General features: G+C 61.0%; 25 protein-coding genes and 1 pseudogene. 6 read left to right on the top strand and 20 right to left on the bottom strand.

All coding sequences use genetic code 11. From position 1 onward, the window contains the following. Positions 1–11: 11 nt before the first annotated feature. From N2599_RS12800 to N2599_RS12780, 5 genes are all read right to left on the bottom strand, one after another. A complete protein-coding gene (locus N2599_RS12800; protein ID WP_027510172.1) occupies positions 12–1199 on the bottom strand; it encodes an efflux RND transporter periplasmic adaptor subunit in 1188 nt (395 codons plus the stop codon). 423 nt (positions 1200–1622) lie between these two features. Further along, positions 1623–2594, bottom strand: a complete 972-nt coding sequence (locus N2599_RS12795; RefSeq protein WP_027510173.1) for an ABC transporter substrate-binding protein — start codon at positions 2592–2594, stop codon at positions 1623–1625. Positions 2595–2649: 55 nt separating this feature from the next. Then, positions 2650–3777: an ABC transporter permease gene (locus N2599_RS12790; RefSeq protein ID WP_027510174.1), complete on the bottom strand. Its 1128-nt coding sequence runs from the start codon at positions 3775–3777 to the stop codon at positions 2650–2652. Next, positions 3774–4658: an ABC transporter permease gene (locus N2599_RS12785; RefSeq protein WP_027510175.1), complete on the bottom strand. Its 885-nt coding sequence runs from the start codon at positions 4656–4658 to the stop codon at positions 3774–3776. The genes N2599_RS12790 and N2599_RS12785 overlap by 4 nt, the downstream gene beginning before the upstream one ends. Before the next feature lie 225 nt (positions 4659–4883). Beyond that, positions 4884–5666, bottom strand: a complete 783-nt coding sequence (locus N2599_RS12780) for an ABC transporter ATP-binding protein (RefSeq protein ID WP_027510176.1) — start codon at positions 5664–5666, stop codon at positions 4884–4886. 99 nt (positions 5667–5765) lie between these two features. Between N2599_RS12780 and N2599_RS12775 the strand changes: the two genes are divergently transcribed. Continuing rightward, positions 5766–6179, top strand: coding sequence for a cupin domain-containing protein (locus tag N2599_RS12775; RefSeq protein ID WP_027510177.1), 414 nt, complete (start codon positions 5766–5768; stop codon positions 6177–6179). Positions 6180–6181: 2 nt separating this feature from the next. On the opposite strand, the gene N2599_RS12770 is transcribed toward N2599_RS12775, so the two are convergent. Genes N2599_RS12770 through N2599_RS12755 form a run of 4 tightly spaced genes read right to left on the bottom strand, consistent with a single transcriptional unit; the run spans position 6182 to position 9561 of the window. Then, positions 6182–6577, bottom strand: coding sequence for a hypothetical protein (locus N2599_RS12770; RefSeq protein WP_027510178.1), 396 nt, complete (start codon positions 6575–6577; stop codon positions 6182–6184). 1 nt (position 6578) lies between these two features. Further along, positions 6579–8033, bottom strand: a complete 1455-nt coding sequence (hydA, locus tag N2599_RS12765) for a dihydropyrimidinase (RefSeq protein WP_027510179.1) — start codon at positions 8031–8033, stop codon at positions 6579–6581. Continuing rightward, positions 8030–8308: a hypothetical protein gene (locus N2599_RS12760; RefSeq protein WP_037141938.1), complete on the bottom strand. Its 279-nt coding sequence runs from the start codon at positions 8306–8308 to the stop codon at positions 8030–8032. The genes hydA and N2599_RS12760 overlap by 4 nt, the downstream gene beginning before the upstream one ends. Beyond that, positions 8308–9561, bottom strand: a complete 1254-nt coding sequence (locus N2599_RS12755; protein ID WP_027510181.1) for a Zn-dependent hydrolase — start codon at positions 9559–9561, stop codon at positions 8308–8310. Before N2599_RS12755 ends, N2599_RS12760 begins: the two co-directional genes overlap by 1 nt. A gap of 292 nt (positions 9562–9853) precedes the next feature. Here N2599_RS12755 and N2599_RS12750 point away from each other — a divergent pair, with 292 nt between their 5' ends. Next, positions 9854–10498 (top strand): TetR family transcriptional regulator C-terminal domain-containing protein, encoded by a 645-nt coding sequence (locus tag N2599_RS12750; protein ID WP_027510182.1) that lies wholly within the window; start codon positions 9854–9856, stop codon positions 10496–10498. Between the two features lie 44 nt (positions 10499–10542). On the opposite strand, the pseudogene N2599_RS12745 reads toward N2599_RS12750, so the two are convergent. Further along, positions 10543–12024, bottom strand: a pseudogene (locus tag N2599_RS12745) (GAF domain-containing protein); the annotation flags it as partial. Between the two features lie 127 nt (positions 12025–12151). Further along, entirely contained in the window at positions 12152–13051 is a 900-nt protein-coding gene (locus N2599_RS12740) for a LysR family transcriptional regulator (RefSeq protein WP_027510183.1), read from the bottom strand. Between the two features lie 103 nt (positions 13052–13154). On the opposite strand from N2599_RS12740, the gene N2599_RS12735 reads away from it, so the two are divergent. Beyond that, positions 13155–14168, top strand: coding sequence for a zinc-dependent alcohol dehydrogenase family protein (locus tag N2599_RS12735; protein WP_027510184.1), 1014 nt, complete (start codon positions 13155–13157; stop codon positions 14166–14168). A 46-nt stretch (positions 14169–14214) separates the two neighbouring features. Here N2599_RS12735 and N2599_RS12730 read toward each other — a convergent pair whose 3' ends face one another. Together N2599_RS12730 and N2599_RS12725 are read right to left on the bottom strand one after the other, a co-directional pair. Next, positions 14215–15267: a magnesium and cobalt transport protein CorA gene (locus N2599_RS12730; RefSeq protein ID WP_027510185.1), complete on the bottom strand. Its 1053-nt coding sequence runs from the start codon at positions 15265–15267 to the stop codon at positions 14215–14217. Between the two features lie 110 nt (positions 15268–15377). Further along, entirely contained in the window at positions 15378–15794 is a 417-nt protein-coding gene (locus N2599_RS12725; protein ID WP_027510186.1) for a rhodanese-like domain-containing protein, read from the bottom strand. A 70-nt stretch (positions 15795–15864) separates the two neighbouring features. Here N2599_RS12725 and ftrA point away from each other — a divergent pair, with 70 nt between their 5' ends. After that, the gene (gene ftrA / locus N2599_RS12720) at positions 15865–16854 is read left to right on the top strand and encodes a transcriptional regulator FtrA (RefSeq protein ID WP_027510187.1); all 990 of its coding nucleotides are present in this window, start codon (positions 15865–15867) and stop codon (positions 16852–16854) included. Positions 16855–17053: 199 nt separating this feature from the next. Here the strand turns inward: ftrA and preA are convergent, their stop codons facing one another. The 4 genes from preA to N2599_RS12700 form a co-directional block, all read right to left on the bottom strand. After that, positions 17054–18367 carry an NAD-dependent dihydropyrimidine dehydrogenase subunit PreA gene (gene preA / locus N2599_RS12715; protein ID WP_027510188.1) on the bottom strand — a complete coding sequence of 438 codons (1314 nt, stop codon included), beginning with the start codon at positions 18365–18367 and terminating at the stop codon, positions 17054–17056. Positions 18368–18379: 12 nt separating this feature from the next. Next, on the bottom strand, positions 18380–19741 hold the full coding sequence (locus tag N2599_RS12710; RefSeq protein WP_027510189.1) for an NAD(P)-dependent oxidoreductase: 1362 nt from the start codon (positions 19739–19741) through the stop codon (positions 18380–18382). Between the two features lie 395 nt (positions 19742–20136). Further along, positions 20137–21090, bottom strand: a complete 954-nt coding sequence (locus N2599_RS12705; RefSeq protein WP_051336576.1) for an HWE histidine kinase domain-containing protein — start codon at positions 21088–21090, stop codon at positions 20137–20139. 238 nt (positions 21091–21328) lie between these two features. Further along, positions 21329–22123, bottom strand: a complete 795-nt coding sequence (locus N2599_RS12700) for a response regulator (RefSeq protein WP_027510191.1) — start codon at positions 22121–22123, stop codon at positions 21329–21331. Between the two features lie 269 nt (positions 22124–22392). Here N2599_RS12700 and N2599_RS12695 point away from each other — a divergent pair, with 269 nt between their 5' ends. Further along, entirely contained in the window at positions 22393–22599 is a 207-nt protein-coding gene (locus N2599_RS12695; protein WP_027510192.1) for a NepR family anti-sigma factor, read from the top strand. Positions 22600–22609: 10 nt separating this feature from the next. Beyond that, entirely contained in the window at positions 22610–23164 is a 555-nt protein-coding gene (locus tag N2599_RS12690) for an RNA polymerase sigma factor (RefSeq protein ID WP_037141941.1), read from the top strand. A gap of 67 nt (positions 23165–23231) precedes the next feature. Here the strand turns inward: N2599_RS12690 and N2599_RS12685 are convergent, their stop codons facing one another. The 3 genes from N2599_RS12685 to N2599_RS12675 form a co-directional block, all read right to left on the bottom strand. After that, complete coding sequence (locus tag N2599_RS12685) at positions 23232–23636, bottom strand: hypothetical protein (RefSeq protein WP_027510194.1); 405 nt, start codon at positions 23634–23636, stop codon at positions 23232–23234. 9 nt (positions 23637–23645) lie between these two features. Further along, the gene (locus N2599_RS12680; protein ID WP_037141980.1) at positions 23646–23993 is read right to left on the bottom strand and encodes an ElaB/YgaM/YqjD family protein; all 348 of its coding nucleotides are present in this window, start codon (positions 23991–23993) and stop codon (positions 23646–23648) included. Positions 23994–24140: 147 nt separating this feature from the next. Then, entirely contained in the window at positions 24141–24935 is a 795-nt protein-coding gene (locus tag N2599_RS12675; RefSeq protein ID WP_027510196.1) for a heme ABC transporter ATP-binding protein, read from the bottom strand. Positions 24936–24937 lie beyond the last annotated feature (2 nt).

Raw genomic sequence — 24937 nt, 5'->3', positions numbered from 1 at the left:
CGGGCCGTCTCTCAGTTGGAAGCAGCGGGCTGTTCGCGAACCGGCGTAATGCGGTCGCCGTCGCGCACATAGGCGCCGGCCTTGGCGACGACTTCGTCGCCGTCCTTCAGGCCCTTCACGATCTCAATATAGGCGCCGTCCTGGATGCCGGTCTCTACTTTGGCGAATCTCACAACTCCGTCTTCGACCCTGCGGGCGGACGAGCCTTCGCTGCTCGTCAGGACCGCCGAAAGCGGCAAAGCCACGTTCTCGGCCGTTCTCATGATAATTTCGGCGCTGCCGTACATGCCGGAGCGCGCCTTCCTGTCATCATCGATCAGAATATGGACGAGGCCAAGGCGCGTCGTCGGATCGACGGTCGGCGAAACGAGACGTACGGAACCAGAAAGCTTGTCGCGGCTGCCGGCAAGCGAGATCGTCGCCTTCTGGCCCGGTTCGATTTTGATGATATCGCTCTCGCCGACCTCGGCGACCAGTTCGATGTCGTTGTCGCGGATGACGGTGAAGAGCGGATCGCCCGAGCCAAGGGCGATCGCGCCGACCTTGGCGTTCTTCGCCGAAACCGTACCTGCAACCGGCGTCCTCACATCGGTGCGGGCAAGCCTCAAGTCCGTGTCGGCGATCTGGCTGTCGACAACCTTGAGATCCGCCTGGGCAACCATGATAGCCTGTTCGGCAGATTTCACGCGGGCATTGGCCGAAGCGGCGGTGGCGTCCGCCTGTTCCACAGTCGCAGTGGACACCGTGCCCTTCTTCACCATTTCCCGCGCGCGGGCCTGTTGCTGGCGGGCCTGCTCGGCATTCGCCTCTGCTTCGACCAATTGTGCCCGCAACTGCGCGAGCGTCGCCTCGCCCTTTGCTTTCGTTGCCTCCATCTGGCTCTTCTGCAGGAGCAGCGCGTCGTCATTCAGCGTCGCAAGCGTGCTGTCTGCCGCAACCTTGTCGCCGACATCGGCATTCAACGCGCGGATCGAAAGGCCCTCAACCTGCGGTTGGATATAGACTTCCTCGACCGGCTTCACTGTGCCGGTCGCCACCACGCGGTCAACGAGCGCGCGCGTCTTGGCGGTGGTCACGACGATTGCCGGCAGGTTCTGCTGTGGCGTCGTGGTTGCAGTTTCCTGCGCGAAGGCGGGAGATATCGCGAGCGCGGCGATCAGAAGGGTGGAGGCGCGTAGTATTGTGAGCGTGCGTGCCATGGGTCGTCATCCAAATATTTGACATAATAAGCCAAAATCGCGCGTTGTCCCTCAGCTCGCGAAGAGGCCATTTCGTCTCTGTGTTCTCAGAGGTATTCCCGCATTATTCGCCGTCTCTATTACAGAGAAGTGTCTCCTCCGGCAAATCCGGCCTGTAAATGGTAGCGATTTGCTCAATATGCAAGACCGGCAGAATATAATTCCCCTATCCGACATGTTAATTACCGTTTATGGCTAGATCAATCACCGTATGGTTATGGGCGCATTCCGATCATTGATCGCAGCCGTGTATTGCCGGTACATTACAATGACGTGCGAGCTTCCGCCGATGCGACATTCCCCTGCAAGTTTTTTGCGGTGGTTTTAAGGAATAGAAAACGCGCGGATTTCGCCGCGCGTTTCCGTTTTCGGAATTGGGTGGAATTACTTCGCAGCCGCGTCCGTGATGTCGTGCGTCCAGGCGCCGGTAGGCTCCTTGTTGATGATCTTCTGGTCGAGAAGAGCCTTGGCCGTGCGATCGTAGAGCGCCGTGTCGAGCTTGCCGGTGCCGTTGCCGATCAGCTTGGCGACTTCGCCCATCATGCGCTTCTGGTGGTTCTCGTCCTGGCCGCCGGCATCGACGACGATTTCGGCTGCTTCATCCGGATTTTCTGTTGAGTATTTCCAGCCCTTCATCGACGCCTTGACGAACTTGACCATCTTTTCCTTGAAAGCCGGGTCCTTGAGCTTGTCTTCCATCGCATAGAGGCCGTCTTCGAGAAGATCGTTGCCCATTTCCGTGTAGTTGAAGACGATCAGCTCTTCCGGCTTGAAGCCCGCATCGATCGCCTGCCAGTATTCATTGTAGGTCATGACGGAGATGCAGTCTGCCTGCTTCTGGAGCAGCGGCTGCACGTCGAAGCTCTGCTTCAGGACGGTCACGCCATCAGGGCCGCCGTCGGTCTTCAGGCCGATCTTGTTCATCCAGGCGAAGAACGGATACTCGTTGCCAAAGAACCAGACACCGAGGGTGCGGCCCTTGAAGTCGGCTTCGGTTTTCACCGGGCCGTCCTTGCGGCAGATCATTTCCATGCCCGACTTCTGGAAGGGCTGGGCGATGTTGACGAGCGGCACGCCCTTTTCGCGGGCAACCAGCGCGCCGCCCATCCAGTCGACGATCACATCGGCGCCGCCGCCGGCGATGACCTGTTCGGGCGCGATATCCGGGCCGCCCGGCTTGATATCAACGTCGAGGCCCTCTTCCTCGTAATAGCCCTTCTCCTTGGCGACGTAATAGCCGGCGAACTGACTCTGGGTAACCCATTTCAGCTGCAGGGTCACCTTGTCGGCAGCCATTGCATGGGCTGCGGCGAGCGACATTGCGCTTGCCATCATTGCAACCATCAGTTTTTTCATTTTCTTTTCCCTCTGAAGTTATGCCCCAATCCCATTTGCGGGAATAAAGCGACGTCTAGCCACCACGGATAGACGGATGCCAGAAAGTCACCGCCCTTTCGGCGAGGGCGACGGCCCCATAGAAGATCGAGCCCGCCAGCGCCGCAACGGCGATTTCAGCCCAGACCATGTCGACATTCATGCGGCCGATCTCGGTGGAGATGCGGAAGCCCATGCCGACGATCGGCGTTCCGAAGAATTCCGCAACGATGGCACCAATCAGCGCCAGCGTCGAGTTGATCTTCAGTGCGTTGAAAACGAAAGGCATGGCGGCGGGAAGCCGAAGCTTCAGCAGCGTCTGCCAGTAGTTGGAGGCATAGGTGCGCATCAGGTCGCGCTCCATGTTGCCCGAGGCGGCCAGTCCCGCGACGGTATTCACCAGCATCGGGAAGAAGGTCATGATGATGACGACGGCAGCCTTCGACGGCCAGTCGAAGCCGAACCACATGACCATGATCGGCGCCACGCCGATGATTGGCAGTGCCGAGACCATATTGCCGATTGGCAGCAGGCCACGGCGCAGGAACGCCACGCGATCGGCCAGGATCGCGACGATGAAGCCACTGGCGCAGCCGACGGAGTAGCCAATCAGCACGGCCTTGAAGATCGTCTGGCGCACGTCGTCGCCGAGGATCGTCAGCGATCCCGCGATGCGGGCGCCGATGGCGCTTGGCGGCGGCAGGAGGACGAAAGGAATGCCCGCACCGCGGGTCGCCGTTTCCCAGAGGATGAGGATCCAGGCGCCGAAGATCGCTGGGATCAGCAGGCGCAGGAACGAGCTTGCGAAATTCGAGGCAGGGTTGAGCTTGGAAAGCACGGTGACGCAGCGCCAGGCGAGCAGCCAGCAGGCGGCGATCAGAAGGAAGAAGGACTTCGCCGCCATGCCCTCGTTGCCGGCTATGCCGGAGAGCAGCATCCAGGCGGCTTCATGGGTGCCGATCAGCAGAACGGTCGCGGAATAGAGCCCCGGCAGGGGTGCCATGGAAATGAGGGCGGATGCCGCGACGATAACCATGACAAGCATCACCCTTTCATCGCTGAAGGGGTGGGGCGCGCCTTTGCTGAGGAGCGGTAGCGAGAGCAGCGCCACTGCGCAGAGAAAAAGCGCGATCACCGCCTGCCAGGAGACACCCAGGTTCTTCATGCCGGTCTCCCGCCCATGGCGCGATCAACGATCTTTGCCACGAGGCCGACGATCGCGACAAGCGTGGCCGCCAGCACCGAGCCCGCCACGAGTGCCGCCCAGATATCGATCGTCTGGCTGTAGTAGGAACCGGCGAGAAGCTTCGAACCGATGCCGGCGACGGCCCCGGTCGGAAGTTCGCCGACGATTGCGCCGACGAGACTTGCGGCGATCGCCACCTTCATCGATGTAAAGAGGAACGGGATCGAGGCCGGGACACGCAGCTTCCAGAAGGTCTGCAATGCGGTCGCATTATAGGTGCGCATCAGGTCGAGATGCATGATCTCCGGCGAGCGCAGGCCCTTGACCATGCCAACGGCGACGGGGAAGAAGGAGAGATAAGTCGAGATCAGCGCCTTCGGAATCAGGCCGGTGATGTTGATTGCGCCGAGCACCACGATGACCATCGGCGCGATCGCCAGGATCGGCACCGTCTGCGATGCGATGATCCACGGCATCAGGCTGCGGTCGAGCGTCTTGATGTGCACGATGCCGACGGCGATTGCGATGCCGAGCAGGGTTCCGAGCGCAAAGCCGACGACGGTGGAGGACAGCGTTACGCCGGCATGATAGATTAGACTGCGATTGCTGGAGAGTTTTCGCAGGAAGGTGTTCTTGAAGACGCTGTTCGCCACCTGATGCGGCGCCGGCAGGATCGGCTTCGGCTGCGAGAGCGTCTTGCCGATGAATTCCATCGTGGCGGGGGCGACGTTGCCGCGCTGGTCCATGTCGCGCTGGAAGGGCGCGTTCATCAAGACCGCTGCGACATACCAGAAGACGACGAGCGCCAGCAGGATCGTCAGGACGGGGATGACTTTGTCCTTGAGGGTGTCGGGGGTCATGGGCATGCCCTCCCGGTGCCGAGTATGCCGGCAGCCCCCTCTGTCCTGCCGGACATCTCCCCAACAAGGGTGGAGATTGGGTCGGCGCCGGCTCCTTGCTCCTCATTTGCGTCGCGCAAGGACGAACCTATGTCGTTTGGCGAGACCAGAACGGCACAGTGATCTCCCCCCTTGTTGGGGAGATGCCCGGCACGGCAGAGGGGGGTGGCGAAGGAACGCAAATCCCTATTCCTCATAGCTATGCCCCGCTCTCAGCCCCTCACGCACGCGGTGGGCGATTTCCAGGAATTCCGGGGTTTCGCGGATGTCGAGCGGGCGTTCGGCGGGAAGCGTGGAGTCGATCACGTCGGTGACGCGGCCGGGCCGTGGGGACATGACGATGATCTTCGTGGAGAGATAGACGGCTTCGGGGATCGAATGGGTGACGAAGCAGATCGTCTTGTTGGTGCGCGACCAGAGCTTCAAAAGCTCTTCGTTCAGGTGGTCGCGGACGATTTCGTCGAGTGCGCCGAAGGGTTCGTCCATCAGCAACAGGTCGGCATCGAAGGCGAGCGCGCGGGCGATCGACGCGCGCTGCTGCATGCCGCCGGAAAGCTGCCAGGGGAACTTTTTCTCGAAGCCGGCAAGGTTGACGAGATCCAGCGCCCCGGCGATGCGCTTCTTCCGGTCTGCGGCGGCATAGCCCATGATTTCGAGGGGGAGCGCGATGTTCTTCTCGATTGTCCGCCAGGGGTAGAGCGCCGGCGCCTGGAAGACGTAGCCATAGGCGCGTGCCTTGCGGGCTTCGTCCGGCGTCATGCCGTTGACGGTGATTTCGCCCGATGTCCTCTTCTCCAGATCGGCGATGACGCGCAGGAACGTCGTCTTGCCGCAGCCCGACGGACCGATGAAGGAGACGAAGTCGCCCTTGCGGACATCGAGATTGACATCGCTCAGCGCATGCACCGGGCCGTCATTCGTCTGGTAGGTGAGACAGAGATCCTTTGCGGATACGACGGATGCTTGCATCGATGCTTTACCAGTCCTGTTTTCCCCGCGTCGCCGCGGTTTGCGTGCTATGATGGTCGCCGGTTTTCTTTGCCGCGGCAAAATTCATGGAGAATGACGATGGACGCGAAGTCAAAGCCCACCTGCCACATCATTCGCCCCAGCCACGCCTATAGCGGCAAGCAGGGGTTGAGCTACTTCGAAGGCATCGCCGCCGAGACGGTCGGCGCGAAGGGCATCTGCATGCATCTTTTGACAATCCCGCCGGGCGTTCGCGCCAAGGCGCATCTGCACGAGGCGCATGAAACGGCGATCTACATGCTCTCCGGCGAAGCGCATACCTGGTATGGCGAAGAGCTGGAGCATCATGTCGTTGTCCATGCCGGCGAGCTGTTCTACATTCCGGCGGGCGTCCCGCACCTGCCCGCCAATCTCAGCAGCACGCCTTGCACGGCGATCATCGCGCGCACCGATCCCAATGAGCAGGAGAGCGTCGTCCTGCTGCCCGAACTCGACAAGATCGTGCCGGCGTGAGGCTATTTGCATAGCGGCAGAGGCCCCCACTTGATCGTGTCGTCTGAGGTGAAGCCGATCGTGTAACCCTTTAGCCCGGAAGTGATCTTGGCGGTATCGTCGCCTTCGCCTTCTTCTCCATCGGCCTGTTCTCCCTCGGCCTGGCAGGAAACGGTTGCGGTGAAGTTCTTGCCTTCGGTGGTCAGGACCTTCTTGATCTCGCAATAGGAGGCAGCTGTGGTGATCGCCTCCAAAGTCAGCAGAAAGAAGTCGTCGGAGCCGGTGCTCTCGCCGCTCTTGGCATAGGCGCAGCCGTCCTTGTTGCCGTAACTGCCCTTGATCGGTAGCGTTTCGGCTTGAGCCGCGGTGGAAAGCGCGGCCAGCGAAACGAGTGTCAGAACCGGCCAGCCGCGTGCCATGTCAGACCCCGCTTGCCGGAATGCCGGTGCGTTCGACCTTGCGCGGGGCGGTGACTTCCTTCCAGGTCGATAGCGCCTTGCTGACGGCTGTGACCGGTTCGCGCTTGACGAATTCGCCGTGGCCCTCTTGCGTCTTGATTATGTCCTCTTCAATGGCGACCACGCCTCGCGTCAGCGTGTAGCGCGGCAGGCCGGTGACCTGCTTGCCCTCAAAGACGTTGTAGTCGATGGCCGACTGCTGGTTTTTCGAGGTGATGGTCTTTGCGCGCTTCGGGTCCCAGACGACGAGGTCCGCGTCGGCACCTACAAGGATCGCGCCTTTCTTTGGGTAGATATTGAGGATCTTGGCGATGTTCGTGGAGGTGACGGCGACGAACTCGTTCATCGTCAGGCGGCCGGTATTGACGCCGTAGGTCCAGAGCATCGGCATGCGGTCTTCCAGGCCGCCGGTGCCATTCGGGATCTTGGTGAAATCGCCGACGCCGAAACGCTTCTGGTCGGTGGTGAAAGCGCAATGGTCGGTCGCCACCACCTGCAGCGAACCGGAAGCAAGGCCCGCCCAGAGGCTGTCCTGATGCTGCTTGTTGCGGAAGGGCGGCGACATGACGCGGCGGGCGGCATGATCCCAATCCTTGTTGAAATATTCGCTCTCATCGAGCGTCAGGTGCTGGATCAGCGGCTCGCCGTAGGCGCGGATACCTTTTTGGCGGGCACGGCGGATCGCTTCGTGCGCCTGTTCGCAGGAGGTGTGGACGATATAGACCGGGCAGCCGGCCATGTCGGCGATCATGATTGCGCGGTTGGTTGCCTCGCCTTCGACTTCCGGCGGCCGGGAATAGGCATGCGCTTCCGGGCCGTTATTGCCCTCGGCGATCAGCTTTGCCTGCAATTGCGCAACGACGTCGCCGTTTTCGGCGTGGACCAGCGGCAGCGCTCCGAGTTCGGCACAGCGGCGGAAGGAGGAATACATCTCGTCGTCGTCCACCATCAGCGCGCCTTTGTAGGCCATGAAATGCTTGAAGGTGTTGATGCCCTTGTCCTCGACGACGGTCTTCATCTCGTTGAAGACCTGCTCGCTCCACCAGGTGATCGCCATGTGGAAGGAATAATCGCAATTGGCGCGCGTCGACTTGTTGTCCCACATGGTCAACGCTTCGAGCAGGGACTGGCCGGGCGAGGGAAGAGCAAAATCGACCACCATGGTCGTACCGCCGGAAAGGGCGGCGCGTGTACCGCTCTCGAAATCGTCTGAAGAGTAGGTGCCCATGAACGGCATTTCGAGATGCGTATGCGGGTCGATACCGCCCGGCATGATGAAACAGCCGGAGGCGTCCAGCACCTCGCCGCCGGAAAGGTTCGGCCCGATCTCGACGATCTTGCCGCCTCCGATTTCGATGTCGGCTTTGTAGGTGAGGTCCGCGGTAATAATGGTGCCGCCCTTGATGACTGTGGTCATTCTCCGAACTCCCTGCCGCTGCGCGGTGCCTGCGCAAGCTGTTTATCCAACGACTGGCGGTAGCGAATGCAGCCGCGCATGAACTGGGGCCAATCCGGCACGATCTGGCCGCCGGGCGGTGTGTCCGGCAGAAGCGCCCACATGTCGGGGTGATGCCAACAGAGCTCGTGCGTGGACGTATCCCGGTGGGTGCGGATCGCATGGCGCATGGCGCGGGCTGCCGAGAGCAATTCGGCATGCGTCATTGCGTTCAGATCTGCATCCAAATTCGCCATCAAACCACAATCTCCGCCGTCTCGACTACGGCATGAAACAGCACGTCCGCACCGGCGGTCGCCCATTCCTTGGAAATCTCCTCCGCCTCGTTGTGCGACAGGCCGCCGACGCAGGGGCACATGATCATCGTCGTTGGCGCGACCTTCGCGGCCCAGCAGGCGTCGTGGCCGGCGCCGGAGATGAGGTTCATGTGGCTATAGCCGAGCCTTTCGGCGGCGTTGCGCACGGCGGTAACAAGCTTCGGATCGAAGGTCACCGGTTCGAAATGGCCGATCGCCTCGATCGAACAGCCGACGCCCAGCGCATCGGTAATCTTCGGCGCCTCGGCTTCGATTTTCGCCCGCATGCGGTCGAGTTTTTCCTTGTCCGGCGAGCGGATGTCGACGGTAAAGACGACCTTGCCCGGCAGCACGTTGCGGGAATTCGGCGAGAAGAAAACCTGGCCGACGCCGCCGACGGCACCCGGCTGCTCGCTCATGGCGACCTCCTGGACCATCTCGAAGATGCGCGCCATAGCCAGGCCGGCATTGACGCGCATGTTCATTGGTGTTGAGCCGGTATGGGCTTCCCTGCCGGTCAACGTGAGTTCGAGCCACCAGAGGCCCTGACAGTGCGTGACGACGCCGATCTGCTTCTCCTCGGCTTCGAGGATCGGCCCCTGCTCGATGTGATATTCGAAGTAGGCGCGCATCTTGCGGGCGCCGACCTCTTCGTCTCCGAGCCAGCCGATACGCTTCAGTTCGTCGCCGAACGTCTTGCCCTCGGGATCCTTGCGACCATAGGCAAAGTCCAGCGAATGGACGCCGGCGAAGACGCCGGAGGCAAGCATCGCCGGGGCAAAACGGGCGCCTTCCTCATTGGTCCAGTTGGTGACGACGATCGGGTGTTTCGTCCTGATGCCGAGGTCGTTCATCGTGCGGACGACTTCGAGCGCGCCAAGCACGCCGAGTACGCCATCATATTTGCCGCCGGTCGGCTGGGTGTCGAGATGCGAGCCGACATAAACGGGGAGCGCATCGGGATCGGTGCCGGGACGGATTGCGAACATCGTGCCCATCTTGTCGACGCCTACGGTCAGGCCTGCGGCCTCGCACCATGTGCGAAAGAGCCTGCGGCCCTCGGCGTCGGCATCCGTCAGCGTCTGGCGATTGTTGCCGCCGGCAATTCCGGGGCCGATCTTCGCCATGTCCATGAGACTGTCCCAAAGTCGGTCCCCGTTGACGCGCATGTTCTCGCCTGGTGCTGCCACCATGTCTGAAAATCCTCACCTGTTTTTCACGGTCATGCAAAGAACATGCGCCGTCTGTTCCCATCGTCAATTCCCGTTGCGTTTGTTTGTTTTGTTACGCCGGAAAATCGCCAGTTGCCTTTGTTTTGCATCTGACAGATAATTTGACCGATTGGTAAACATTACAGCTTCCGGCGCCGGGCTCAAGACGAAAATCAGGAAAAATACAGACAAAATTGCGGGCAGTTGCTCAAAAGGATGGCAGGGAGAGCTGCTTGAGTAAAGCAATTGAATTTCAAGGGGAAACGAGAGCCAGATGGCAATTCCGAGAGCAGCGAAGACCCAGCGGCGCACACGGATCCAGGAGGAGAAGGAAGAGCAGATTCTGGAAGCGGCGCTCGATGTGTTTTCCGCCAGGGGTTTCCGCGGCTCTACCATCGACCAGATCGCCGAAGTGGCCGGCATGTCGAAGCCCAATCTGCTTTATTATTTCCGCACCAAGGAGGCGATGCACCGGGCGCTGATCGATCGCGTGCTTTATACCTGGCTCGAGCCGCTTCGCGCCTTCGATGCCGAAGGCAATCCGGAAACCGAAATCCGCAACTATATCCGCAGGAAGCTGGAATTGGCGCGCGACTTCCCCCGCGAAAGCCGGCTGTTTGCAAACGAGGTGCTGCAGGGCGCGCCGCATATCGAAGACGAGTTGAAGGGGCCGCTGAAGCAGCTCGTCGACGAGAAGGCCGAGGTGATCCGCGCCTGGGCCAAGGCCGGCAAGATCGCCAAATGCGATCCCTACCATCTGATCTTTTCGATCTGGTCGACGACACAGCATTATGCCGACTTCGACGTCCAGGTGCGCGCCGTGCTCGGACAGGAGCACGCCGGGGCGGGGCGCTTCGAGGACGCGGCGCGCTTCCTCGAACAGCTCTTCATCGGCGGGCTGATGGTTCGTCCGACCTGAACCTAAGCCTTGCCTCAACGGCCCTGCCGTGCAGCAAAGGCCTCAAGCGCCACGCGGATCGTTTCCGCGATGTTGCATTCCGCCTTTGAAAACGGACGCGCGCGTCCGCGCGCCAGTTCCAACCAGGTGTTGAAGCTTCCGCGAGGTGTAAGGCTTTCGGCGTTTGGACCGTATTCCCCCGGCCTGTGTGGATCGCCGGCCCAGTGCGCCGTGCGCAGGATTTCCTGGCGGAAGAACACAACATAGTCGCGAGGCAGCCGAGAGATGGGAATGACCAGAAGCCCGGCGACGTCGCCATTCGTTTCCGCTCCTGGCGAGAATTCCGCGATATGATCGGTCGTGAAGACATGGCCGGGTGCATTTCTGTCCAGCACGTCGATCAGCGTAGAGAACTGCTCCTGCGAGGGTGCCAGACCGGTCAGTGCCGTGCGGCCGTTGATCGAGACGCCGATGCCATCGGCGGGAACAGCGCCGGCGAGCGCTTCGGCCAGCCAGGCCGGATCATCAAGCAGGCCGGCATTGCCCGCAACGTCGGTGAACAGCCGCTCGACGATCTGCCGCGCCTTGGTCTCGAATTTCAGAGCCAGGCGGCATTCCCGGGTTTGAAGCCGCGAGGCGAACATCTGGGCGAAGATCTCCACCGTCGAGCGCCGCTCGAAAGAGGGCAGCCGGGCAGAATAATGATGGCAGGTAAAGAGGCCCCAAAGCATGCCGTCCGTGACGATCGGAATCGAAAGCGAGGCGGCGACGCCCATGTTCTTCAGATATTCGATCTGGCTCGGTGAGACGGAGCGCAGAATCGACAGGGACAGATCGATCGCGCTGCCGTGCTCATCGCGTTCCGGCAGGATCGGAACCGGTGCAGCTTCGACGTCGGCGATGATTCGGTAAGGGTTGCGGAGATGGAGCGTGCGCGCCAGGACAGGAATGTCCGGGGCCGGGTAGCGGAAGCCAAGAAAGGAGCCGATGGCGGGTCTTGTGGCTTCCGCCACAACCTCGCCGGCACCTCCTTCATCGAAACGATGAACCAGCACGCGGTCGAAGCCGGTGATGCCGCGCGCCAGGCGGGCACCTTCGCGGAAAAAGGCTTCCAGCGTCTGCGCTTGGTCGAGGCGCACCATCATGGCGCGGAGCGATATCGTCGAACCGCCCTGGCTGCCGGCCTGTGACGCTTCGGCCTCGATAACGACATGGTCGCCGCTGAAATGCAGAGCGACGTCGAAGATTGGACCACCCTCCGCAAAGGCGATGCCGGACAGCCGCTCGACCATATCTGCACCGCGTAGAACGGTCAGCCGATTGCGGATCGTGTGCAGCGTCTTGGACATGATGATGCCGGACAGCGGCTGCCCCAGTATGTCCTCGCAATCGACACCCAGAAATTCTCCGAGGTTAGCCGACGCCCGTACGATCCTCCAGTCGGGGGAGGCCGCAAGCAGGAAGCCGAAGGGCTGGATAGCGGCGCGCTGAAGGATGGCATCCCGGTCGCAATTCGTCAGGTCCGCACGATTGCAGGGTTCGCTCACGAGACAGGAACTCCGGTTCCGTTTCAGTTGGGCCATTCCGGCGTAACAAAGTAAGCGATATACGGCGGAAACACGCCATTTCCAGTGAATACACCAAAAAATTCAGAGGGTTCCGAGACTTTCTTCGCTAACTCATGAGAGCCGGGAGCCTCGCGGCCAAGGTGTCGATCGCCAGGCGCACCTTCGGCTGCATTGCAGGCGACTTTACCCAAACGACATTGGCATCGAAGGCGACAGCCGGAACATCCGTCAAGACCCGGCAAAGCTCGCCGGACGCAACGCGGTCCCGCACGAGCCAACACGGCAGCCAGGCAAGGCCGACGCCCTCTGCCGCCGCGTCCGCTATGGTGGCGAGATCATCAAGCCGCAGCCGCGATCGCGGCAGAACCTGCCGGAAGGGTTCGGCTTTCGTCGGGAAGATCCAGGTGCGGTTTCGATCCTGCCTGCCGTAGACGATGCCGTCATGCTTTTCGAGGTCTTCGAGCTTGGCTGGAACGCCGCGCCGTTCGAGGTAGCGGGGAGAGGCGCAAACCGTCATGCGCTGCTGGGCGATGACGCGCACCATCAGGCCCGGATAGTCCCCAAGCGGGCCGTTGCGCACGGCAAGATCGAAGCCATCTTCGACGAGATCGATAATCCGATCGTTGAACGAAAGATCAAGTTCGAGATGCGGATGCTCGTCAAGGAGCCTGATGAGTATCGGGGCCACGCATTGACGGCCGAAAAGAACCGGCATCGTCACGCGCAACCGCCCGCGCACTTCCCGCTTCCCGCTTTCGAGAACCGCCTCGCCATGCGCGATCTCCTCGATCGCGCGCAGGCAATGCTCGTAGAAGAACTGGCCCTCCTCCGTGAGGCTTTGCGCCCTCGTCGTCCGGTGAAACAGGCGGACGCCCAGTCTTTGTTCCAGCCGCGCGATCGTCTTTCCGACGGCGGATCGCGTCAGGTGAAGGCGCTCAGCTGCAACGGAGAAGCCGCCGGCCTCCGCGACTTCGACGAATACCGATATGCCTTTGAGCTGCTCCATGATTGTATCCTTTATGGAAACATTTTGTGGAATTAATACCGCAACTGACGACCAAATTTCAACGATATGCTTCGACTCCCTTCAATCAAACGGAGCAAGAGGAATGTTGAAAGCAAAGCAATGGTCCGTCGACAATATCGGTCCCACGAAACTGATGGTACGCGAAGCGGCGATCGTAGAGCCCACCGGCGACAATGTGCTGGTCCGAACGCAGGCAGTGTCGCTGAACTATCGCGACAAACTGGTGATGGAAACCGGCATGGGTCTGCCGCTGCAGTTTCCCTTCGTCCCGGCGTCGGACCTTGCCGGCGTCGTCGAAGCCGTCGGCCCCGACGTGACGCGCTTCAGGCCGGGCGATCGGGTCATCACGACCTTCCTTCCCGGGCGCATCAACGGGCCGGGCCTCGGCGATGCGCGCCACCCGCCCCATAAGACGCTCGGCGGATATTATCCGGGCGTGCTTTCTGACTATGTAACCTTCTCGGAGGACTGGTTTGTCCATGCACCCGAGACACTCGATGCCGGAGAGGCGAGCACGCTCCCATGCGCGGGCCTTACGGCATGGTTCGCGCTCATCGAACTCGGCAAGCTGAAGGCCGGCGACAAGGTGGTCATCCAGGGAACGGGCGGTGTGGCGCTTTTCGGTCTCCAGATCGCCAAGATGCACGGCGCCGAAGTCATCATCACCTCGGCAAATCCAGAGAAGCTTGCCCGCGTGCGGGAACTAGGCGCCGATCACGGGATCGGCCGCGCGAATTGGGCCGAACGCGTTCTCCAACTGACGGAAGATTACGGTGCTGACCACATCTTCGAAATGGCCGCAGGCGCCAATTTCGGCGAATCCCTGAAGGCTGTCGCAGTCAGCGGACGTATTTCGGTGATCGGCGTCATGGACGGCTTCGATCTCTCGGCCCCGGTGCAATCACTTCTGCTGAAGTCACCGACGGTGCAAGGTATTAGCGTCGGACACCGCCGCGCGCTGGAGGATCTGGTCCGCGCCGTCGATCGCACTGGCCTGAAGCCGGTGATCGACAGGCGCTACACCTTCGGCGAACTGCCGCAGGCGCTTCATCACCTCGATCGCGGCCCCTTCGGAAAGATTGTGATCGAGTTCTGAGCTAGGTGATCTCTGCTCCCGTCAGAGCATTCTGGCGGGAGCCCGGCTACAGCCACTTTGCCCGGCGGAAGAAGACGAAAAGTGTGACGCACAGGGTTGCGATCACGCCCAGCACCACGAAATAGCCATACTGAAAACTCAGCTCCGGCATATCGTTGAAATTCATCCCGTAGATACCGGCGATCGCCGTCGGAACAGCAAGGATCGCCGCCCAGGAGGCGAGCTTGCGGGCGATCGCCGTCTGTTCGGTCTGACCAATCATCACGCTGGCTTCGAAGGCGAAGGCGAGGACCTCGCGCAGTGCATCGATATCTTCCTGGACCCGGCGCACGTGGTCCGTGACGTCGCGGAACAGCGACTGAAGCGTCGAGTCCATGCCGGGAAGATCGATATGCTCATAGCGGCGGCAGACGTCCACGAGCGGCACCACGGCGTTGCGCAGCCGCAGCAGCTTGCGCCGCAGCAGGTAAAGGCGCTCGATGTCGGCCTTTGAAAGCTGTTCGCGCAGCATCAAATCTTCAAGCGTCTCGACTTCTTCCTGCACGACCTCGATCACCGGCATGTAGTTGTCGACAATGAAATCGAGGATGGAATAGAGAATGTAGTTCTCGCCATGCGCCAATGCCGCCGGCGTCGCCTCGCAGCGCTGCCGCACCGCCAGGTAAGAGGATGATGCGCCATGGCGAACGGAAACGACATAACCTCTGCCGACGAAAAGGTGGGTTTCGCCGAAGACGATTTCGCCGTCTTTCATGTGGGCGGTACGGGCAACGATGAACATGGCGTCGCCATAAATCTCAAGCTTCGGGCGCTGATGCGGCTGGGCGGCATCCTCGATCGCCAGCGGGTGAAGATTGAATTCTGCCTGCACCTGGTGCAGCAGCATCTCGTCCGGCTCGTGCAAGCCGATCCAGACGACCGCATTCTCGTGCGTCCGCCATTCGCCTGCCTCTTCTATCCGGATATCGCGGATGCGCTGCCCCTGCTGGTAAACGGCAGCTGCCACGACCCCCGGACGAACAGAGGACGACGATGCTGGAGCCGCCGCGCCAGTTTTCCCGCGAGCGGCGGCACTCTTCAGATTCTTGGTCCGTTCCAAAACCGCCTGTTCCTCCCGCTGCGGCATCCCGGCCGGTTAGGTCCCAACGCAGAGAACCATAGTCCCATTTTGCGAAACACGCATCCGGGATCAGCGTTAAAGGAGGTCCGTCATTCCGCAGTGATCGTGGCGTCACCTTCCGCAAAGGTAAAGCCCTCATCAGCCCAGCCGGTCATGCCGCCGACCATCACCTTGACGGAAAGGCCGAGCCGCGCTAGGCGCAGCGCCGCCTTGTCGGTGCCGTTGCAATGCGGGCCGGCGCAATAGACGACGAAGAGCGTGCCGGCCGGCCATTCCGACATGCGGTGCGCAGTCATCTTGCCATGCGGCAGGTTGATCGCGCCCGGAACATGCGAGCGAGAAAAGAGCGACGGCGAGCGGACGTCGAGGAGGACGAAATCGGCCTTGCCGGAGGAAATGGAGGCGTGAACATCCCAGCAGTCCGTCTCGAAGGCCAGCTTGCGGGCGTAATAAGCGGCGGTTGCTTCCCGTGAGGCGGCAGGCGTTTCACTGACGGGGCTCGGCATCGGCTTTCCTTTCGCGGTTCGAGTTGCCGTTGAGGATGGCGGATGTTATGGCTGGGCGAAATTGGCCTTAATGACGGTTAGCGTAAAGATCATGCCAAATTTTCTCAAAGGCCCGCATGTTGTCGTTCTCGCCTATGACGGGCTCTGCACCTTCGAATTCGGCATCGCTTTTGAAGTCTTCGGGCTTCCGCGTCCAGAGATGGGCGAGGGCTGGTATCGCTATTCGGTCTGCGGCATCGAACCGGGGCCGCTCCGCGCGGCAGGCGGATTGAGCGTTTCGGTTGATCGCGGCCTGGAGGTTCTGGCGGAAGCCGATCTCATCGTCGTGCCGGGCTGGCGGGCGATCGATGCGTCGGTGCCCGACCCGTTGATTCTTGCATTGCGGACTGCGCATCGGCGGGGTGCACGGGTTATGTCGCTCTGCTCCGGCGTGGCGGTGCTCGCCGCGGCCGGTCTGCTGACCGGCCGGCGTGTGACGACGCATTGGCGCTATGTCGCCTCGCTTGCGGCGCGTTATCCGGAGGTCACTTTCGATGCAAGCGTTCTCTACATAGATGAGGGCAGCATTCTGACCGCCGCGGGCAGTGCCGCCGGTATCGATCTCTGCCTGCACGTCGTGCGCGGCGATTTCGGCGCGGAGGCGTCAAACAGCGTTGCCCGCCGTCTGGTACTTCCGCCGCATCGCGAGGGCGGGCAGGCGCAGTTCATCAGCACTCCCGTACTCGAAGAGCGGGAAGGCATACGGCTCGGGCCATTGCTCGAATGGATGCGGGAACAACTGGACGTGGAACAGCCGATCAGCCTGCTGGCGCAGAAGGCGGGCATGAGCCTGCGGACCTTCCAGCGCCGCTTCGAAAAGACGACGGGCTTGAGCGTCGGCGAATGGCTGCTCAAGGAGCGGCTTCGCCACGCCCGCGACCTCCTGGAAAAGGAACTCGCCGCGTCGCTTGACGACATCGCCACCGCCAGTGGCTTCGGCACACTGGCGACGATGCGGCACCATTTCCGCAAGCGGCTCGGAACGAGCCCGAGTGCCTATAGACGGTCGTTCGGCGCTTGAGGCAGTTTAATGGCGAGCGTTTGCGGTGTGGGATCACCCCTCACCCCCGCCCCTCACCCCGTTCTGACGGGGAGCGGGGGACGTGCCCCTGCGCGCTGTCGAGAGGGACGAAGGCGATGCGGCATATGCCCTTCTCCCCGCTGGCGGGGAGAAGGTGGCGGCAGGCGGACGAGGGCATGCGCAGCCTTAATAACGCTCGCTACTCCGCCGCCTGCCTCGCCATCGGGTTGTTCGGGTGGGTCGTCCAGTTGGCGTAGTTCGGATCGACGGGGCGCCCCGTGCGCTTGTCAAGCGCGCCGGCGGGGAGCGGCTCCATGGTGATGCAGTCCTCGACCGGACAGACGTTGACGCAGAGATTGCAGCCGACGCACTCGTCTTCCATCACCTCGAAATGGCGCACGCCGTTGACGAACTGGGTGATCGCCTGGTGCGAAGTGTCCTCGCAGGCGATGTGACAGCGGCCGCATTTGATGCAGGCGTCTTGGTCGATCTTCGCCTTGGCGATGTAGTTGAGGTTCAGATACTGCCAGTCGGAGACGTTCGGAACGGCGCGGCCGGTGATGTCGTCGAGGTTCCCGTGGCCCTTTGCGTCCATCCAGTCGGAGAGCCCGCTGATCATCTCCTGCACGATCTTGAAGCCGTAGGTCATGGCCGCCGTGCAGACCTGAACGTTGCCGGCGCCAAGCGCCAGGAACTCGGCGGCATCGCGCCAGGTGGTCACGCCGCCGATGCCGGAGATCGGCAGACCATAGGTTTCTGGATCGCGGGCGATTTCGGCCACCATGTTGAGCGCGATCGGCTTGACCGCCGGGCCGCAATAGCCGCCATGGCTGCCGCGGCCGTCGATCGAGGGTTCAGGAGAGAAGGTGTCGAGGTTGACCGCGGTGATCGAGTTGATCGTATTGATCAGCGAGACGGCGTCCGTGCCGCCGGCCTTGGCCGCGCGCGCCGGCTTGCGGATGTCTGTGATGTTCGGCGTCAGCTTGGTGATGACCGGCATGCGCGTGTACTGCTTGCACCAGCGCACGACCATTTCGATGTACTCCGGTACTTGTCCAACCGCAGAACCCATGCCGCGCTCGGACATGCCGTGGGGACAGCCGAAGTTGAGTTCGATGCCGTCGGCGCCGGTTTCCTCGACCAGCGGCAGGATCGCCTTCCAGGCATTTTCCTCGCAGGGGACCATGATCGAGGCGATGAGCGCCCGGTCCGGCCAGTTCATCTTCACCTGCTTCATTTCGCGCAGGTTGGTGTAGAGGTCGCGGTCGGTGATGAGCTCGATATTGTTGAGACCCAGCAAACGGCGGTCAGCACCCCAGATCGCGCCGTAGCGCGGGCCGTTGACGTTGACGACGGGCGGGCCTTCCTCGCCCAGCGTCTTCCAGACGGCGCCGCCCCAGCCCGCCTTGAAGGCACGCTCGACATTATAGGCCTTGTCGGTGGGCGGCGCGGAGGCAAGCCAGAACGGGTTGGGCGACTTGATGCCGACGAAATTGTTGCGGAGATCAGCCATTATTTATTCTCCTCACGCGACGGCGACGGTTGGCTGCGCACCGGCAGCGAGCGTACGGTTGATGGATTCGGCGGCATCGCGGCCCTGCGCGACAGCCGAGACGGTGAGGTCATCACCACCGAAAACGCAGTCGCCACCGGCCCAGACGCCGTCGAGCGACGTGCGGCCTTCGCTGTCGATGGCGATGCGGCCGGATTCCATGCGCAGCGAGCCGAGACCGGACGCTTCGAAGGTCTGGCCGATCGCCTTGAAAATCTGATCGGCGGCGATGGCACCGGTTTCTCCGGTCGTGACGAGACGGCCGTCGGCGAGCTTAGTATATTCCACCTCGATCGCGGCAACCTTGCCGTCCTTCGACAGGATGGACTTCGGCGCCAGCCAGTGGCGGATGATGACGCCTTTGGAGGTGGCGAGGTCCTGCTCGAACTCCGAGGCGTTCATGTGCTCCTTGCCACGGCGGTAGCAGATCGTCACTTCTTCGGCGCCAAGCAGTTTTGCCTGTACGGCCGCATCGATGGCGGTCATGCCGCCGCCGAGAACGACGACGCGGCGGCCGACCGGAACGTCCGCCTTGTTCATGGCCTGCCGAAGCGAGGCAATGAAATCGACGGCGTCGTCCACTCCGGGCAAATTCTCGCCCTCGACGCGCAGCGCATTGACGCCGGCAAGGCCGATGCCGAGGAAGACGGCGTCATATTGCGATTGAAGATCAGCCAGCGAGAAATCGCGGCCAAGTTGCTGATCGTGGCGGACTTCGATGCCGCCGATCGACAGGACATAATCGACCTCTTTCTGCGCGAAGTCGTCAACTGCCTTGTAGGTGGCTATACCGTATTCGTTGAGGCCGCCGGATTTCGGCTTGCTGTCATAGATGACGGTTTCGTGGCCTTTCACCGCAAGGCGGTGAGCGGCGGCAAGGCCGGCCGGGCCGGCCCCGACAACGGCGATCTTCTTTCCGGTGGAGGAGGCGCGCGTGTAGAACTGCCTGCCTGCCTGCATGGCCGTATCCGTCGCATAGCGCTGCAGGCGGCCGATCTCAACGGGTTTTTCCTCTGCCGTGTTGCGCACGCATGCCTGCTCGCAGAGATCTTCGGTGGGACAGACGCGGGCGCACATGCCGCCCAGGATGTTCTGGTCGAAGATCGTCTTCGCCGAACCGATCGGGTTGCCGGTCGCGATCTGACGGATGAAGAGCGGAATGTCGATGGAGGTGGGACAGGCCGTCATGCACGGCGCGTCGTAGCAGAAGTAACAGCGGTCGGCGGCGACCAGCGCCTCATGCTTGTCGAGGCGCGGATGCAGATCGGAAAAATTAGCTTCATACTCGGCGGATGAGAGCCGGCCGGCATGAATCCCAGTTTCCAGTCGTTCCATTGAAGTTCCCTCATTATTGGTAAACGGCTAGTGAGGAAAAGCGTAACTCAGGATAAAAATTTTATCAAACGGTAAAATTTTGAAACGTAAAGTCATATAAGTATCTGTTTTCGTTATTAATGCAGCAACGTGGAGAACCCAGCAGACGCCATGCATGAGGACAAGCGCTTCCCAGCTCGTAAAAAAGATTCAAAAAATCCAATTTTTTTCGGAACCGGCGGAACCAAAGGTTAACGCGGTCGTTATTGGGGCATCTGGATGATGATCGCATCGACCCAACATGCGCGCCCCCAACCCATCATCCGGATTACTCACGGTCCCCTCCCGATGAGTGAAAACAGCCAGTGCGCCGCCCTCGCACTGGCTGTTTTTCGTTGCGGCCAGCAGAGCGCTGCTTACGAGCGTTTGAGAATCTCGAATTCCGTCTCGGGGATCTGCAGATAATATTCGATGCGGCCGGGGACGAGCCTGAGTTCCGCCTTGCCGTTCATCGAGGACGGAACGACGCGCTCCAGCACGGTCTTGCCGAAGCTGTTTTCGCTAAACTCGTGAATCTCTGTCCGATTCGGGAGGATCTCCATCCAGGCGATCTCGATCGCCTTCTTGCCGTTCAGCTTAGCTTCCTTGCAGTTCAGGGTGATCGATGACGCGCCGCCGGCGATTGCGCCATAGGAGGCCGAATTGACGATAAGTTCATGAAGCGCCAATCCGAGATGTACGGCGGCATTCGGCGTCATATGGGCATTGATGCCGAAGATCGGCATGGAGCCTGCCGTTTCCGGCCAATAGGGGGCGAACTGCTTTTCCGCGAGATCGAAGAGATAGGCGCCCCGCCAGCTCGAATCCGTAATCAGGTCCTGCGAGTTCGAAAGCGACTGAAGACGGCCACGGAACTTCGCGAGGAAGCTGTCGAGCGACAGCGTATTGCGGGCCGTTTGCGTCGCGATGCCCTGAATGATCGCGAGCAGGTTCTTTGAACGGTGAGAAAGTTCGCGCAGCAGCGATTTCAGAACTTTTTCGCGGTGCCGCGTTTCGGTGACTTCGGAGATGACCGAAAGAATGCCGAGGGAGCTGCCATTGCTGACGCGCTGGACCTTGAGCTCGTAGGTCCGGGCCTCACCATCGACGTCCATATCGATCTCGGCGTTGGTTGCTGTTCCGGTTTCCAGCACCTTGAGCTTCAGGGCCCTCAGGTAGTCGCCATGCGCCTTGCCGAAGAGATCACTGTCGCTGCCGCCGACGAAAAACCGTTCGGCGAAGTGGCGCGGAAGATTTTCGGCAAAGGAGAATGCCAGCTTTGAATCCTGAAAGAGAATCGAAATTCCGGCGCTGTTCAGCGCCCGCTCCATCATCGCGGACTTGCCTTCTAGCGCGAAAGGCCTGCCGGTTAATGGTTCTGTCGTATTCACCAGGCCGCCTTTCCTTCGATCCTTCTTGTGCAGCTGGAAAGGGGTTGCCACCTCGGGAACCCCGCCGGTCATACTATGACCAAGCGTTGCAGAAACCGTTAAAGCTGCTGCCGGAGCGCCCCAGCTAGCTGGGAACGCTTCGTTATTGGCTTTGTTCCGTCGCTGCGACGGTTCAGCTTCATGCTGCAACCTTGGTGGATTCATTGAAGAATAGCGCCTGGCTGATCAAAGCCTTGACCATATCGGGATTGAAGGGCTTGGTGACCAGGAAAGTCGGCTCCGGCCGCTCGCCTGTCAAAAGGCGCTCTGGAAAAGCCGTGATGAAAATCACGGGCACGTTCGATGTCTTTAGAATGTCGTTCACGGCGTCGATGCCCGAGCTGCCGTCGGCAAGCTGGATATCCGCAAGAACCATGCGCGGCTTGGTCTTGTTGTAAAGCGCTATGGCTTCAGAATGGGTGCGGGCGATGCCGGTGACCCTGTGGCCGAGGCTTTCGACCATCTGCTCTATATCCATCGCGATCAGGGGCTCGTCTTCGATGATCATGATATCGGTGGCGACCTGGCGCGAAATCTCCTGCGAGGCCTTGTCGAGCAGGCTCATTACTTCCTGGTCTTCGGTGTCGAGAATATCGGCGATCTCGCCGACGCGGAAATTCTCGACCGAAGCGAGGATGAAGGCCTGGCGCGCTAGCGGGGACACCTTGGCAAGGTTTACGGTCGCCCGCTGCTCCCACGCATAGGGCGATGCTGGCTCCGGAATCTGGACGGCGGTGGAACCAAACAGCTTAGTGAACAGTTTGTAGAGTGCGACACGGTCATTCGCGGTATCCGGGAAAATGGATATGTCGGCGATAATGGCCTCCAGAACTGCGGCAACATAAGCATCACCTGAAGTCTGCGTGCCTGTAAGCGCACGGGAATAACGACGCAAATAAGGAAGATGCGGCGCAATTCGAGTAGAAAGTGTCATTAAAAACTCCCGTCTGTAGGCCGTAACTGCCTTTAATGCAGTGGAAACGTCGCGCCATTAAAAAAGTTCCAGTATATGCGGAACTTTTTTCACAGCCTTGCATTATGCTGGCGACGAATGAAGGGCGTACCGCAATTTTGAGCCACGATACCGGTAAGTATTTCAGCACCAACCGCCCCGAGCGGCGGGCGGTGCCGTTGGCGTTCCAAGCCGCAGCATAGATATCGCCCCCACCAACATAGAGACAACCGACAAGAAGTGACGAATTGATGACAAAGCAGCAAAAAGAAGAACAGGATCAGCAGCGGCTGGAGATGCGCGCAAGCGATATCCTCGATCCAAACAACCAGATCGGCGTCAAGCTACGGTCGCTCTATGCGGCGGCACAGGATGAGGCGATCCCCGATCGTTTTCTCGATCTGCTCGAGAAGCTGGACCAGGCCGAGATGATGGCTTCGGCCAAAATGGCCAAGTAAGGGCGAGTTGATGGATAAGGCTCAACCAAGCTTCAAACGCGAACTGCTGGCGGCATTACCGAGCCTGCGTGCGTTCGCGATCTCGTTGATCGGTCGGCACGATCGCGCCGACGACTTGGTGCAGGACACCATCATGAAGGCCTGGGCAAAGCAAGACCACTTCGAGATGGGCACCAACATGAAGGCCTGGCTCTTCACGATCCTGCGCAACGAACTCTATAGCCAGATGCGCAAGAGCGGCCGCGAGATCCAGGACAGCGACGGGCTGTTCACCGAATCCATGGCGATGCATCCTGCGCAATACGGCGCGCTCGACCTGCAGGATTTCAAGAAGGCGCTCGATCAGCTACCACCGGATCAGCGCGAGGCGATCATTCTCGTCGGTGCCTCGGGCTTCTCCTATGAAGAGGCCGCGGAGATTTGCGGATGCGCCGTTGGCACCATCAAGAGCCGCGTCAACCGCGCACGCCAGCGGCTGCAGGAACTGCTGCAGATTTCCGGCGAAGCGGATTTCGGTCCGGACGCGACGTCCGCGCCGCTGACATCGAAGGCTTTTGCCTTCTGATCCTTGACGTGCATGGTAAGGAAAACCGGCGGGCTCAGGCGCCGGTTTTTTGTGCGGTGGGAAGGGGTTAGTCGTCGCCGTGTTTGGAGCGCATCAGGTTCGTTGCGACGAGGGCGGCAAGCACCCCGGCGGTCAGGAGCGGTTGCGAACGGACAAGGCTTATGCTGGCTGCCGCCAGCGACTCGATCGCCAGACGACGCTCCTGCGCGCGGCGGGCGTCCTGCACATTCATGAGCATCATGACGATCAGAACGACGATGCCGATGAGCAGGGCGCAAGCCGCGAGAAAGAGGGCTGCACCCACGGGACCGTAGACGCCTGCGAGCCAGATTGCTCCGGCCGTCACGGCAAGCACATAGGCCGTCAGCAGGAAGACCGCCGCGAGCACTATGAATATGCCGTTGCGCTTGGTTCGTGCAACGGTCCTGTGAACGCTGTTTCCTATCAGCAGGCTAAGGATCGGGAAGAGCATCGAGCCTCCTCAGCGGCGTGCGAGGAGTGCGAGCACGAGGCCGAAGGCGGCAGCAGCACCAATCGTTGCGATCGGATGCCTGCGCACGGTATGGCGAACTTCACTTGCGCCGCGCAGATAACTCTCTTGCAGGTCGTGCAGCAGGTCCTCGCTGCGGCCTAGGAGTTCGTCATAGCCGGCGGCCGCCTGATAACGGAGCTTTTCGCCGCGTCGCCGCGAATTCTTCGCAACCAGCTTCGTCAGAGTCGCGATTTCGTCGCGCAAGCTTTCGATCTGATCCTCAATCGTGGATTCGATGTCGTGAAGCGTACCGTTGCCATGGCGCCGGCCGCGAATGGACGGGAGTATAGAAGCCATGATGCTCTCCTTGGCATGGGCGCGCGCAAAGCCGCGGGCCGGTTTCAAACGAGGTCAGCACCGATCATTGCAATAAACAGTATCGCCCGGCATTGATCCAAATCATCGACACGACAACGCGTTGCCCAATCAAAAGTTCCGGTCGGTTCAGCGGCCGGCAAGCGCACTGTGAGCCAGGACAAAGGGCGTTCCGTCCGCCGGGATCTGATTGATGCGCAGCTGGCATCCGAAAACCGATTGCATGCGCTCGTCTGTGAGTACTTCGCGAACGCTGCCGGCCGCGGCAAGGCGTCCGCCTTCCATCAGCACGATCTGGTCCGCGAAGAGGGCGGTCAGGTTGAGGTCGTGCATCACCGCGATCACGCCGCCGCCCGCGTCGCAAAATTTCCGCGCAAGGCTCATGATCGTCAGCTGATGGCTGATATCGAGGCTGGAAACAGGCTCGTCGAGCAGCAACCAGCAGGGCTTCCCATCCACGACTGGCTCGGAGATTTGGCACAGCACGCGGGCGAGCTGGACGCGCTGCTGCTCGCCGCCGGAAAGCTCCTGGTAGAAACGGCCTTCGAAGCCGCCGAGGTCTACGGCGGCGAGCGCGCGTGCCGCGATCTGTTCCGCCTCCTCGGGGTGCAGGTTCAGCCCTGTCGTCAGTCCCATGCGCACGATCTCGCGCACGGTGAAGGGAAAGGAGATGGCGCTCGCCTGTGGCAGCACGCCGCGAACGGCGGCCAGCTGCCAGGGCTGCATTGTCTTGACCTCTTCGCCGTTGATGCGCACGGAGCCGTCAAAGGAAAGCTCGCCGGAGGCCGCCTTCATCGTCGTCGTCTTGCCGGAGCCGTTCGGTCCGGCGATCGCGGTCAGCTGGCCGGCCTTCGCCGTAAAGCTGACGTCGTGGACGATTGTCTTGCCTGACAGGCGGACCGAGATGCCGGAGAGTTCGATCATCG

It is taken from the genome of Rhizobium sullae (assembly GCF_025200715.1).
Classification (GTDB): domain Bacteria; phylum Pseudomonadota; class Alphaproteobacteria; order Rhizobiales; family Rhizobiaceae; genus Rhizobium; species Rhizobium sullae.
This window is presented reverse-complemented; position numbering and strand designations above follow the sequence as displayed.

Bases quoted from the DNA above. Each gene is read 5' to 3' on its own strand.
- N2599_RS12800 (WP_027510172.1), bottom strand. From the start codon at position 1,199: ATGGCACGCACGCTCACAATACTACGCGCCTCCACCCTTCTGATCGCC.
- N2599_RS12795 (WP_027510173.1), bottom strand. From the start codon at position 2,594: ATGAAAAAACTGATGGTTGCAATGATGGCAAGCGCAATGTCGCTCGCC.
- N2599_RS12790 (WP_027510174.1), bottom strand. From the start codon at position 3,777: ATGAAGAACCTGGGTGTCTCCTGGCAGGCGGTGATCGCGCTTTTTCTC.
- N2599_RS12785 (WP_027510175.1), bottom strand. From the start codon at position 4,658: ATGACCCCCGACACCCTCAAGGACAAAGTCATCCCCGTCCTGACGATC.
- N2599_RS12780 (WP_027510176.1), bottom strand. From the start codon at position 5,666: ATGCAAGCATCCGTCGTATCCGCAAAGGATCTCTGTCTCACCTACCAG.
- N2599_RS12775 (WP_027510177.1), top strand. From the start codon at position 5,766: ATGGACGCGAAGTCAAAGCCCACCTGCCACATCATTCGCCCCAGCCAC.
- N2599_RS12770 (WP_027510178.1), bottom strand. From the start codon at position 6,577: ATGGCACGCGGCTGGCCGGTTCTGACACTCGTTTCGCTGGCCGCGCTT.
- hydA (WP_027510179.1), bottom strand. From the start codon at position 8,033: ATGACCACAGTCATCAAGGGCGGCACCATTATTACCGCGGACCTCACC.
- N2599_RS12760 (WP_037141938.1), bottom strand. From the start codon at position 8,308: ATGGCGAATTTGGATGCAGATCTGAACGCAATGACGCATGCCGAATTG.
- N2599_RS12755 (WP_027510181.1), bottom strand. From the start codon at position 9,561: ATGGTGGCAGCACCAGGCGAGAACATGCGCGTCAACGGGGACCGACTT.
- N2599_RS12750 (WP_027510182.1), top strand. From the start codon at position 9,854: ATGGCAATTCCGAGAGCAGCGAAGACCCAGCGGCGCACACGGATCCAG.
- N2599_RS12740 (WP_027510183.1), bottom strand. From the start codon at position 13,051: ATGGAGCAGCTCAAAGGCATATCGGTATTCGTCGAAGTCGCGGAGGCC.
- N2599_RS12735 (WP_027510184.1), top strand. From the start codon at position 13,155: ATGTTGAAAGCAAAGCAATGGTCCGTCGACAATATCGGTCCCACGAAA.
- N2599_RS12725 (WP_027510186.1), bottom strand. From the start codon at position 15,794: ATGCCGAGCCCCGTCAGTGAAACGCCTGCCGCCTCACGGGAAGCAACC.
- ftrA (WP_027510187.1), top strand. From the start codon at position 15,865: ATGACGGTTAGCGTAAAGATCATGCCAAATTTTCTCAAAGGCCCGCAT.
- preA (WP_027510188.1), bottom strand. From the start codon at position 18,367: ATGGCTGATCTCCGCAACAATTTCGTCGGCATCAAGTCGCCCAACCCG.
- N2599_RS12710 (WP_027510189.1), bottom strand. From the start codon at position 19,741: ATGGAACGACTGGAAACTGGGATTCATGCCGGCCGGCTCTCATCCGCC.
- N2599_RS12705 (WP_051336576.1), bottom strand. From the start codon at position 21,090: ATGGAGCGGGCGCTGAACAGCGCCGGAATTTCGATTCTCTTTCAGGAT.
- N2599_RS12700 (WP_027510191.1), bottom strand. From the start codon at position 22,123: ATGACACTTTCTACTCGAATTGCGCCGCATCTTCCTTATTTGCGTCGT.
- N2599_RS12695 (WP_027510192.1), top strand. From the start codon at position 22,393: ATGACAAAGCAGCAAAAAGAAGAACAGGATCAGCAGCGGCTGGAGATG.
- N2599_RS12690 (WP_037141941.1), top strand. From the start codon at position 22,610: ATGGATAAGGCTCAACCAAGCTTCAAACGCGAACTGCTGGCGGCATTA.
- N2599_RS12685 (WP_027510194.1), bottom strand. From the start codon at position 23,636: ATGCTCTTCCCGATCCTTAGCCTGCTGATAGGAAACAGCGTTCACAGG.
- N2599_RS12680 (WP_037141980.1), bottom strand. From the start codon at position 23,993: ATGGCTTCTATACTCCCGTCCATTCGCGGCCGGCGCCATGGCAACGGT.
- N2599_RS12675 (WP_027510196.1), bottom strand. From the start codon at position 24,935: ATGATCGAACTCTCCGGCATCTCGGTCCGCCTGTCAGGCAAGACAATC.